This is a genomic window from Streptomyces apricus (genome assembly GCF_008369065.1).
Lineage (GTDB): Bacteria > Actinomycetota > Actinomycetes > Streptomycetales > Streptomycetaceae > Streptomyces > Streptomyces apricus.
On sequence record NZ_VDFC01000049.1, the window covers coordinates 1 to 10,594 of the forward strand.

Annotated in this window: 7 protein-coding genes; all 7 read right to left on the bottom strand. The window is 74.5% G+C overall.

Annotated elements, in window-relative coordinates; translation table 11 throughout:
- Positions 1-2,829: AfsR/SARP family transcriptional regulator (locus tag FGF04_RS29990; protein ID WP_235882569.1), on the bottom strand; the 2,829-nt coding region annotated here is incomplete at its 3' end.
- Between the two features lie 656 nt (positions 2,830-3,485).
- Positions 3,486-3,737, bottom strand: a complete 252-nt coding sequence (locus tag FGF04_RS29995; RefSeq protein WP_149514503.1) for a tautomerase family protein — start codon at positions 3,735-3,737, stop codon at positions 3,486-3,488.
- A 99-nt stretch (positions 3,738-3,836) separates the two neighbouring features.
- Positions 3,837-4,583 carry an HAD family hydrolase gene (locus FGF04_RS30000; protein WP_149514504.1) on the bottom strand — a complete coding sequence of 249 codons (747 nt, stop codon included), beginning with the start codon at positions 4,581-4,583 and terminating at the stop codon, positions 3,837-3,839.
- A gap of 270 nt (positions 4,584-4,853) precedes the next feature.
- The gene (locus tag FGF04_RS41360) at positions 4,854-7,391 is read right to left on the bottom strand and encodes a 2-dehydropantoate 2-reductase (protein WP_235882570.1); all 2,538 of its coding nucleotides are present in this window, start codon (positions 7,389-7,391) and stop codon (positions 4,854-4,856) included.
- Between the two features lie 70 nt (positions 7,392-7,461).
- Positions 7,462-8,280: an SDR family NAD(P)-dependent oxidoreductase gene (locus tag FGF04_RS30015; protein ID WP_149514505.1), complete on the bottom strand. Its 819-nt coding sequence runs from the start codon at positions 8,278-8,280 to the stop codon at positions 7,462-7,464.
- Positions 8,280-9,608, bottom strand: a complete 1,329-nt coding sequence (locus FGF04_RS30020) for an MFS transporter (protein WP_149514506.1) — start codon at positions 9,606-9,608, stop codon at positions 8,280-8,282. The genes FGF04_RS30015 and FGF04_RS30020 overlap by 1 nt, the downstream gene beginning before the upstream one ends.
- Entirely contained in the window at positions 9,605-10,561 is a 957-nt protein-coding gene (locus FGF04_RS30025; protein WP_149514507.1) for a polysaccharide deacetylase family protein, read from the bottom strand. Before FGF04_RS30025 ends, FGF04_RS30020 begins: the two co-directional genes overlap by 4 nt.
- Between the last annotated feature and the right edge of the window lie 33 nt (positions 10,562-10,594).

Here is a 10,594-nt window from a genome sequence, read left to right on the forward strand (position 1 = left end):
GGCCGCCAGTGCCCGCGCGATGCCGTCCAGCGCGTAGGCCTCCTCGACACGGTGGCCCAGCCGGGCCGCGGACGCGAGCGCCTGCCGGTGCAACCGCAGCGCCCGCTCGTCGTCGCCGTCCCGGTGGAAGAACCGCCCGGCCGTGTTCCACACGGTGACCTCCCGTACGGGTGCGTCCTCCAGCCCCTTGGTCGCGAGCGCCTCCTCCACCCAGCGCAGCGCCTGCGGCTGCCGTCCGAGCCGGCCCTCGGCCTCCGCGGAGAGGACGAGCTGCAGCGCCCGGTCGGCCGGGGCCAGCGCACCCGGAGTGCGCTCGCGGGCGTCCGCGAGCGTGCGGGCCGCCGCCTCCACGTCACCCATGGCCAGCTGGACCTGCGCCAGGTCGCTCAGCCCGACGAGTTCCTTCTCCGAGGCCCCCAGCTTGCGGGCGAGTTCGATCGACCGGTCCGCCGCCTCCACCGCCTTCTCGAAGCAGCCGCGTTCCATGTAGACGCCGCTGACGTTCGACAGCGACTCCGACTCCGCCCGCTCGGCGCCGAGTTCGCGCTTGAGGGCGATCGACTGCTCCAGCCGGGGCAGCGCCTCGTCGAAGCGGCCGGTGGTGGCGAGCAGCAGGCCGAGGACACCGGTGTCCTTGGCCTGCCCCCGCCGGTCGCCGAGCTCGACCGCCAGCTCGTGGGCCTCGACCGCCGCCGCTATGCCGTCCTCGAACCTGCCGCGCTTCCAGCAGGCGACCGCCAGGTTGGACAGGCTCAGGCGCAGCAGGGCGGCCTCGTCCAGGCGGCGGGCCGCGGCGACCGCGGTGCGGCACAGCGCGAGGAACTCGTCGAGCCTGCCCCGCAGGTCGAGGTGGAAGACGACGTTCGCCGCGAGCAGGGCCACCTCGCGGTCCAGGCCCCGCCGGAAGGCCAGGGTGATCGCCGCGAGGAGGCTGTCCTGCTCCCGCTCGAACCAGTCGCGGGCCGCCCCCGGCGAGGACAGCGGGGCCAGCTCCGGCCGGAACGAGGGCTCGGGGCGCACCATCCGGACCCGGCCGGGGAAGAGCAGGTCGCACGCGGTGTCCGAGGCGGCGAGCGAGAACTCCAGCAGCCGGCGCACCGCGCCCTCGGCCTCCTCGGAGAACTCGCCGGTGCCGCCGGAGCTGCGGGTCCGCGACAGCATGCGGGCGAAGCTGCGCACGAGGTCGTGGAAGGCGTAGCGGCCCGGCTCGTGCTGCTGGACGAGGTGCATGTCGAGCAGGTACTCCAGGACGTCCTCGGCGTCCCTGGTGCCCGAGTCGAGGAGCGCCGCCGCCGTGTAGACGTCGAGGTCGGCGCCCGGGTACTGCCCCAGCAGCCGGAACGCCTTGCGGTAGTCGGCGCCCAGCCCCTCGTACGACAGCCGCAGGGTGACCTCCACGCTGCGTTCGCCGGCGCTGAGCTCCGCGAGGCGGTGGGTGTCGTCGCGGAGCCGGTCCACGAGGTAGCGCACGGTCCAGCGGGGCCGTTTGCGCAGCCGCGCCGCGGCGATCCGCAGGGCCAGCGGCAGGTGCCCGGCCAGGTCGGCCAGGTCGGCGACGGCCTCGGGCTCGGCCTGCGCCCGCCGTTCGCCGATGATGCCGACGATCAGGGAGACGCTGTCCGGCGGCGCCATGGTGCCGAGGGAGACGGAGTGCGCCGCGTCGAGGTCCACGAGCAGCGCGCGGCTGGTGATCAGGACGACGGTGCCGGTGGGGGACGCGAGGAGCGGTTTCACCTGCGCTTCGCTGACTACGTTGTCAAGCAGCAGGATCATCCGGTGCTTGGTCATGGTGGAGCGCCACAGGGTGATGCGGCCCGCCGCGTCGTCGGGGATGCGCTCGCCCGGGACGCCGAGCATGCGCAGCAGGGCCTCGGCCGCGGCGGCCGGCGTGAGGGGTTCCTCGCCGGGGGTGTAGCCGCGCAGGTCGAGGTGGAGCTGGGCGTCGGGGTACCGGTCGGCGAGCTGGTGCGCGGCGCGCACGGCGAGGGAGGTCTTGCCGCTGCCGCCCATGCCGTCGATGGCGACGATGAGGGGACCGGAGCCGGTGGCGTCCTCGACGAAGCCGAGGAGCTTGTGCAGTTCCTCCTCGCGGCCGGTGAAGTCGCGCAGGTCGTAGGGGAGCGTGGAGCGGCTGCCGGCCACCGCCGGGGCCGCCGCGGCGGGTGCGGCGGCGACGGTCAGCGAGGGKTCGTTGCGCAGGATCGCCTGGTGCAGCTCGCGCAGGGAGTCGCTCGGCTGGATGCCGAGTTCCTCGTCGAGCAGGTCGCGGATGTTGCCGTACTCCTCCAGCGCCTCGGCCTGGCGGCCCGAGCGGTACAGGGCGAGCATCAGCTGACCGCGGAGGGTCTCGCGCAGCGGGTTGCCGCCGATCGCCTCGCGGATCCCGGCGACGAGTTCGGCACCCTCGCCGGCTTCCAGTCTCAGCTCGAAGAGCTGCTCCACCGCGGTCATGCGCCGTTCCTCCAGCGCGGCGGAGGCGGCGTCGACGACCGTGCCTCCGCTGCCGGACAGCACCGGCCCGCGCCACAGGGCGAGGGCCTCGCGCAGCAGCGCCGTCGCCTCGACGGTCCGGCCCGCGGCGGCGTGGTCGCGCGCCCGCCGCAGGGCGTCGGTGAACTGCAGCAGGTCCAGTTGCCCGGTCGTGACGGCGGCACGGTACCCGGGCCCGTCCGTGACGATGAGGTCGCGTCCGCCCGGGATGCGCTGGCGCAGCTCGGCCACGGCCTTGCGCACCTGGTGCGCCGCGGTGGCGGGCGCGTCCTCGTCCCAGACGGCCTCGACGAGCCGGTGCACCGGCAGGACGCGCTGGGGCTCCAGGAGGAGCGTCACCAGGACCCGTTCGCTGACGGGCCCTCCGACGTGGACGCGTTCGTCCCCGTCCCAACATTCCAGGGATCCGAGGATACGAAAGCGTATGGGCGCTGATTGGTCCATGGCGCGTGCCCTCTCCTCGGTACGGGGACGGCCGTCCTCGCGCAGTTCACCTGCAGGGGGCACCTCGCGGCGGGGCCGGAGACCGTTTGCCGTTCCTCGGTGCTCCGCAGGGAACCGCGCTCGGCGGCCGTCGTCGACGTATACATCTTCACCCACGATGTGTACCGGTCGGTGCGGGTTCCGGTCTCTCGTGCCGTGGGCAGGAGGCGCGCTGGCGTAAATCGGACAAGTTTTCGTAGGGGATTGACGCTTTGCGCAGCTCGCGGGAGTGCGCGGGTGCGTCACCCGAACGGCCTTTCAGGAAAGGGAGTTCGCGGTCGGCCGCCGTTCCCCCGAAGGATTCCGGGCCGCGGCGGAGGGATCGGGTTCGGTGGACGCCGTTCGCGTACCGGCACCGTCACCCGGTGTAGCACCGTGCCCGTTTGGGGCGTGTCGGTGCCCGTGCGCGGGCACGCCGCGCTGCGGGCGCCCCCGCCGGACGAGCCACGCACACACGGCCGGTGGCCGACAGCTGTCCGCTGCCGGCCACCGACCGTGTACGTCCGTCCCTGTCAAGGGCGCCTCGCCAGTACGGGTTCGGCGTCCTCCGGTACCGGTACCGGAGCCGCCGGTTCTGCGGCCGGGGTGTCGGCCAGCACGCCGCCGCGCCCCCAGTGGTCCTGTTCGACATCCCGCACCAGTACGGTCACGGCCTCTCTCGGGCATCCCGCTATCCGGGCCACCGTCGTGGTCAACTCGCCCACGAGATCGGCTCGTTTCTGTCGGTCGTTGCCCTTCCACCAGTCCACGGTCACCACAGGCACAGTGCTCTCCTTGTTCGTCGGGTCGCTTCTCGGACAGCTGGTCGTTCCGAGGGAATCGGATCGGATCAGGTTGGATCGGGTCGGATCAGAGGGGGCCGGTCACTGCAGGGCACCCGCCGGGTGCGGGCGGCCGGCGCCGTGGGACCGGTCGGTGGGCGGCGCCCCGTGCAGGAGCAGCGCGGTCGCCGAGGCGAAGTCGGCCACCACGTGGTCGGCGCCGGCGGCGGTCAGCGCCTCGGCGGAGCCGACGGACCGGCGGACGCCCACGGCCCGGACGCCGGCCGCACGGGCCGTCCTCATGTCGGTGGCCGTGCCGCCCACGTACCAGGACCGCGGCGCCCGCGCGCCGAGGTCGGCCAGGACCCGCACCACCGCGTCGGGGTGCGGCTTGCCGCGTCCGACCATGTTGCGGGCCACGACGGTGTCGAACCTGTTGAGGATGCCGGTGGCGTCCAGCAGCGCGTGGGCGTCGGCGTAGACCTTCGAGGTGGCGACACCGAGCGGGTGGCCCGCCGCCCGCAGCCGGTCGAGCCCTTCGGCCACGCCGGGCAGCAGGAGTGCCGGGCCCCGGCCGAGGACGTCCGTGACGAAGCGGCGCCGGTACCGGGCGACGGCCTCGGCGGTCACGGTGTCGTGGACGCATGTGCCCAGCAGCCGTGCGAACAGCACCTGCAGGGGCTTCCCCAGCACCGCCGACACCTCCGCGTGCGTGGGGGAGGCGCCGAGGTCCCAGACGATGTCGTCGACCAGCCCGGCCATGGCGGCCGGGGTGTCGAGGAGGACGCCGTCGACGGCGAAGACGGACACGGACGCGGACACCGATGTGGACGCGGACACGGAGGTCATGCCGCAGCCTTCCCGTCGGGCAGGGCGTCGAGCGGGGCGACGCGCGGCGCTCCGCCGGTGTGCGGCGATGGGTCCATGGGGCTCTCCAAACCGGTTGCCGGGACGAGGGCGGGCCGTGCGGCCCGGGCGGCGCGGGAACCGCCCGCCGACCGGGTCACCAGGACTGTCCCGGGCCCCGTTCCCGTTCCGTTCCCGCCCCGTGCCCACCTCGTCCGGTGCGGGGGGCGCCGACCCCCGTCACCGTCCCGTCACCTCCCCGCCGTCACCCCGTCATCCGGCGGCCAGTGAAGTGAGCACCGTGGCCGCCAGCGCCGAACGGGCCACCATGCCGGACACCGAGGTGTGTTCCGAGCGGGCGTGCGCACCCGAGCCGACCGCCCCGATGCCGTCCAGGACCGGTGTGCCCGCGGCCACGACGAAGTTGCCGTCGCTCGCCCCGCCGACGGACGCCTCCCGCAGCTCCTCCCCGAGCAGCGCCGCGCACCGGCGGGCCGTCTCCGCGAGCGCCGCGACCTCTGCGGTCCGCTCGAAGACGGGGCGGTTCCAGTCCCCGGTGACCTCCACGCGGGTCCGCGGATCCACCGGGCGCAGCGCGGCGAGGGAGGCGGTGATCCGCTCCTGCTCGGCGGCGGAGGCGACCCGTACGTCGATCCGGCCGGTGGCGCGCCCCGCGGTCACGTTGCTCCGCGTACCGCCCTCCACCACGCCCACGTTGAGCGAGGTGCCCGCCGCGGGGTCGCGCAGCGCGGCCAGGCGCAGGATCTGGTGGGCGAGTTCGTCCACCGCGCTCGCCCCGGCGGTGGGGTCGAGACCGGCGTGGGCCTCGCTGCCGGTGACCGTGACGGKGAACAGCCCCACCCCTTTACGTGCCGTCTTGATCGCCCCGTCGGCGGCCGCCTCGAAGACCATCGCGAGCCTGCTGCCGTGCGCCTCGGCGACGATCGCCTCGTGCGAGGCGAGGCTGCCGGTCTCCTCGTCGCCGTTCAGCATCAGGGTGCAGGCCGGCCGGGGCAGCCCCAGGGCGTCGAGGGCGCGCAGGGCCCACACCGCCTGCACGAGGCCGGCCTTCATGTCGAAGACGCCGGGTCCGCTGATGCGGTCGCCGTCCCGTCGGAAGGGCCAGTCGTCGAGGGTGCCGGTCGGCCAGACGGTGTCGTAGTGCGCGAGGAGCAGCACCGGCCTGCCGTCCTCGGCGGACGGCTCCCGGGCCGGGTAGCGGCGTACGAGGATGTCGCCGGCCCCCTCGCGGGGCAGGATCTCCTCGGCGTCCGGTGCGCCCAGGCGCCGGTCGAGCCAGTCGCGCAGCCAGCCGAGGCAGGCGTGGAGTTCGTCCGGGTCGTCGCTGGCGCTTCCCTGGGAGGTGTACGCGTCGAGGTCGGCGACCATGTCCTCGCGGTGCCCGTCGAGCCAGTCCCGCACCGCGACGGCCTGCTCCGCCCCGGGCAACCGCCCGGGCACCGCGGCCCCAACGGCCCCGCTCGCCGCGTCCGGCCGTCCGGCTGTCCCCGCCACGGCGAGAGGGCTCGGGGCCTCCGGCTGTTCGGACGTCCCTGGCTCGGCGTGGGGGCTCAGGCCCTCCGGCTGTTCGGGCGTCCCCTGCCCGGCGAGGGGGTTCGGGGCCTCCGGCCGTCCGGACGTCCCCTGCCCGGAGAGAGGGCTCGGGACCTCCGATTGTTCGGGCGTCCCCGGCCCGGCGAGAGGGCTCAGCCCCTCCGGCCGTCCGGGCGTCCCCGCCACGGCAAGGGGACGCGGGGCCTCAGGCTCCCCGGGCGTCCCGACCCCGGCCAGCCCGTCGAGTTCCTCCAAGCGTGCTTCGGACATCCCCTCCGGGGCGCCCTCCAGCGCGCGCAAGCCGTCCATGACGGTGCGCAGGAGCGGCGCCGGCAGTCCTTCGCGGGCCGCGTGGCCGAGGACGTCCGCGTAGTGGGTGGTGACCTCGACGGGCCGGTGGCGCACGGCCAGGTCGCGCCAGATGCCGCTGCGATCCTTCGACTGCGTGCGCAGCCACGCGGTCAGGCGGTCGAAGGCGGCGTCGCGGTCCGCCGGGCCGGCCCCGTTCCGGAACGGGTGCGGCTCGAAGGCGTCGAAGCCCTCCAGGGTGACGCCGAGCCGGTCGGACACGGCGAAGACCTCACCGGCCAGGGCGGCCATGGCGGGCCGGTGCCGGTCGATGAGGTCGGCCATGGGGGCGTCGGCGAGCGCGGTCGCGGCCAGCATCGCGCCGAACCCGGCCTTGGCCCAGAGGTACCCCTCGACGTTGTCGCTGGCCACGGCCGGGCCCCAGCTGCGCAGATCGGCCACGAGCGCCTCGACGCGCCCGCCGACCGGGGCGCCGTCCGGCTCGCCGACGACCAGGGCCCCGGCGCCGCCGTCCAGGACGACCCCCGGTTCGACGACGTCGGCGAAGATGTTCACGAACGCGGCGACGGTCCGTGCGGCGCCCACGTGCCGGGCGATCAGCGCCTCGTTGAAGCCGTTCTGGACGGAGACCACGTAGCCGTCCGGCTCCAGACGGGGTGCGATCCACGCGGCCGCGGTCTCCGTGGCCTGCGCCTTGACGGCCAGCAGGACCCGTCCGAGGGCGCCGGAGAACTCGTCCGGGGTCACGGCGGTGACCGGCACGCTCGTACGGGTGCCGTCCTGCACGACGGTGAGTCCGCCGTCCCGGATCGCGGCCACGTGGGCGGGGTCGGTGTCGACGACGGTGACCGGGTGGCCGGCGCGCGCGAGGGCGAAGGCGAGCGTGCCGCCGATGGCGCCCGCGCCGACGACGGTGTACGCGGCCCGCTGCGGGGAGGGGGCGGTCATGCGGTGGGTCCTTCCGCGGCGACACCCGCGACGAAGACGGGGTACGCGGCCCGCTGCGGGGAGGGGGCGGTCATGCGGTGGGTCCTTCCGTGGGGGCGGCCGGGGCCGCCGCGAGCGGGGTGGCGCGGGTGTCGCCGGGCTGCCAGATGCGGGGCAGGTGCAGCGCGCCCGTGCTGGACCCGCCGTCCACCCGCAACACCTCACCGGTGATCCAGGAGGCGTCCGGGCCCGCGATCCAGCACACCGCGCGGGCGATGTCCCGCGGACTGCCCGGGCGGCCCAGCGGGTTGGCGCCGATGGCCGCCGCGTACTCGGCGGAGACGGGGTTGCAGTCGCTCGACACCTGGACGAAACCGGGGCTGACCGCGTTGACGCGGATGCCGTGCCCGCCCAGCTCCAGCGCGGCGGCGCGGGTGGCCATCTCCAGGGCGGCCTTGGAGCTCGCGTACGGGCCGCCGCCGGGACGGGCCCGCAGCGCGGAACCGGAACTGATGTTGACGACCGCGCCGGGCCGCCCGTCCGCGATCGCGAGCCGGGCGAACGCGGCGGTCGCGAGCACGGGAGCGCGCAGGTTGACGGCGAACAGCCGGTCCCAGGCGGGAGCGTCCACCTCGGCCATGTCCAGCGACGGATAGACACCCGCCGCGTTGACCAGGACGTCGACCGGCCCGTTCGCCGCCCAGGCGGCCTCGACCAGGGCGGCCGGCGCGCCCGGGTCGGTGAGGTCCGCGGCGTGCGCCACCGCTCCGCCGCCCAGCCGGGCCGCGGTCCGCGTCAGGGGCCCGGCGTCGCGGTCGGCGAGCGTGAGCAGGTCGCCCCGCGCCGCGAACTCCTCGGCGATCGCCCCGCCGATGCCGCCCGCGGCACCGGTGACGAGCACGTGCGCCATCAGTCGAACTCCTTGTCCTTGGTCTCCGGCATCGTCAGGTAGACGACGAGGGAGATGAGGGCGGCGCCGGACACGTAGATCCACAGCAGGTCGCTGTGGCCGTTCTCGTGCATCCAGGTCGTCAGGTAGGGGGCCGTGCCGCCGAAGACCGCGACCGCCAGGGCGTAGGGCAGGGCGATGCCGGTGGCGCGCACCTCCGCGGGGAACTGCTCGGCCATGATGACGGCGCAGTTGGCGGAGTAGCCGAGGATCAGCAGCATCCCGACCAGCTGGACCAGGAACAGGCTCAGGAAGCTGCCGCCGAGCAGGTGCAGCAGGGGCCAGGCCAGGACGACGAAGCCGCCGGCGAAGGCCGCCATGGTGGGCTTGCGGCCCACCCGGTCCGAGAGCAGCCCGACGAACGGCAGCGCCACCACGAAGACGACCAGACACAGCGTCTGCGACAGCAGCGCGGTCTTCAGAGGGATGCCGGTGGTCAGGTTCGCGTACGTGGGAAGGTAGTTGACCCAGATGTAGTAGGTCAGCGTGCCCGCGATCGTGATGCCGGCGACGCGCAGGGTCGCCGCAGGGTGCTCCACGAACATCGCCTTGACCGGGTTCGTACGGGTGCGGCCCGCGCCCTGTGCCTGGGCGAAGGACTCGGTGTCCTCGACGGACACCCGCAGCCACAGCCCGACCAGGCCGAGCAGCCCGCCGAAGACGAACGCGGCGCGCCAGCCCCAGGAGTGCACGGCGTCGTCGCTCAGCGCCGAGGTGGTGAGGGTGCCCAGGAGGGAGGCGATAAGGACACCGCCCGCGACCGACACCTGCTGCCACGACCCGGCGAACGCGCGCCGGCCGCGGGCCGCCGACTCCACGAGGAAGGCGGAGGACGAGCCGAACTCGCCGCCCGCGGAGAAGCCCTGCACGAGCCGGGCGAGGAGCAGGATCAGCGGCGAGAGGACGCCGATGGTGTCGTAGCTCGGGGTGATCGCGATGAGGAAGCCGGCGCCCGCCATCAGGGCGACCGTGAGGGTCATGCCCTTCTTGCGTCCGTGGCGGTCGGCGTAGGCGCCGAGCACGGCCGCGCCGACCGGGCGCATCACGAAGCCGACGGCGAACACGGCGAGCGTGGACAGCAGGGCCACCGCCCCGTCGCCCTTGGGGAAGAACTCATCGGCGATGATCTTGGCGAAGATGGAGTACAGGGCCCAGTCGACCCACTCGACGGTGTTGCCGATGGTGCCGGCGACGATCGCCTTGCGCTGGGCGCCGCTCAGTCTGCCCGGGGCGGGGGAGCCGCCCTCCTTCGACAGGGGACCGGCGGGCGTGGCGGATCCGGTGTTCATGGCGTCTGCTCCGGGGCGTCGGGGAGGGAACGGGTGGCCGCCGGGCCGTCCGGTACGGCGCGGGCCGCGTCGGCGACCTGGGCGTGCGTGGCGTACCAGACGCCGGAGTGGGCGGCGATGTGGTCGAGCAGTCCGCGCAGCGCCACCAGCCGCGAGCGGTGGCCGATGACGTGCGGGTGCAGGGTCAGCTGGAAGACCCCGCCGTCGCGGTACGCGGCGTCGAACTCGTCGGTCCAGATCTCCTGCACGTCGCGCGGACGGCTGTGTGGGCGGACGGCGCCGTAGCGGTCCATCGTGAAGTACGGGGCGTCGTCCCGGATCCAGTCCACCGGGATCTCGACCAGACCGGTCGGCCTGCCGTCGGCGACGATCTCGTAGGGCTCGTCGTCGGCCATCAGCGAGGAGTCGTAGGCGAAGCCGAGTTCGAGCATGATGGCGAGCGTGGAGTCCGAGAAGTCCCAGGACGGGGTGCGGATCCCCACCGGGCGCCGCCCGGTCAGCGTGTCCAGGGTGTCCAGGGCGCGGGCGGTCAGCTCCCGCTCGTCGGCGCGGTCCAGCAGCATGTTGCGTTCGTGGATCCAGCCGTGCACGGCCAGCTCGTGCCCGTCCCGGGTGTAGGCGCGCGCCTCCTCGGGGTGGGCCAGGGCGGAGACCGCGGGCATGAAGAACGTCGCGGGTACGCCGTACCGGGCGAGGAGGTCCAGGATCCGGGGCGCGCCGACGCGGGCGCCGTACTCGCCCTGGGCGAGGCGGCCGGGGCTGGTCTCGCCGTCGCGCAGCGGGATCGTCTCGTGGTCGGAGTCGAAGGACAGGGCGACCGCCACCCGGGCGCCGCCGGGCCAGCGGTCGGGGACCAGCCGGCGTCCGGCGCGCACGGCGTCCAGGTGGCCGCGCCAGGTCGGTTCGGTCCAGCGCCAGCTCTCCGCGGGCAGGCCGGAGTCGTCTGTGGGCATGGTGACTCCACGGGGTCGGGGACGGAAGTGTGA

Excerpts from the sequence above, each read along its gene's own strand:
- FGF04_RS30000 (WP_149514504.1), bottom strand. The coding sequence starts at position 4,583 with ATGACCTCCGTGTCCGCGTCCACATCGGTGTCCGCGTCCGTGTCCGTC.
- FGF04_RS30015 (WP_149514505.1), bottom strand. The coding sequence starts at position 8,280 with ATGGCGCACGTGCTCGTCACCGGTGCCGCGGGCGGCATCGGCGGGGCG.
- FGF04_RS30020 (WP_149514506.1), bottom strand. The coding sequence starts at position 9,608 with ATGAACACCGGATCCGCCACGCCCGCCGGTCCCCTGTCGAAGGAGGGC.
- FGF04_RS30025 (WP_149514507.1), bottom strand. The coding sequence starts at position 10,561 with ATGCCCACAGACGACTCCGGCCTGCCCGCGGAGAGCTGGCGCTGGACC.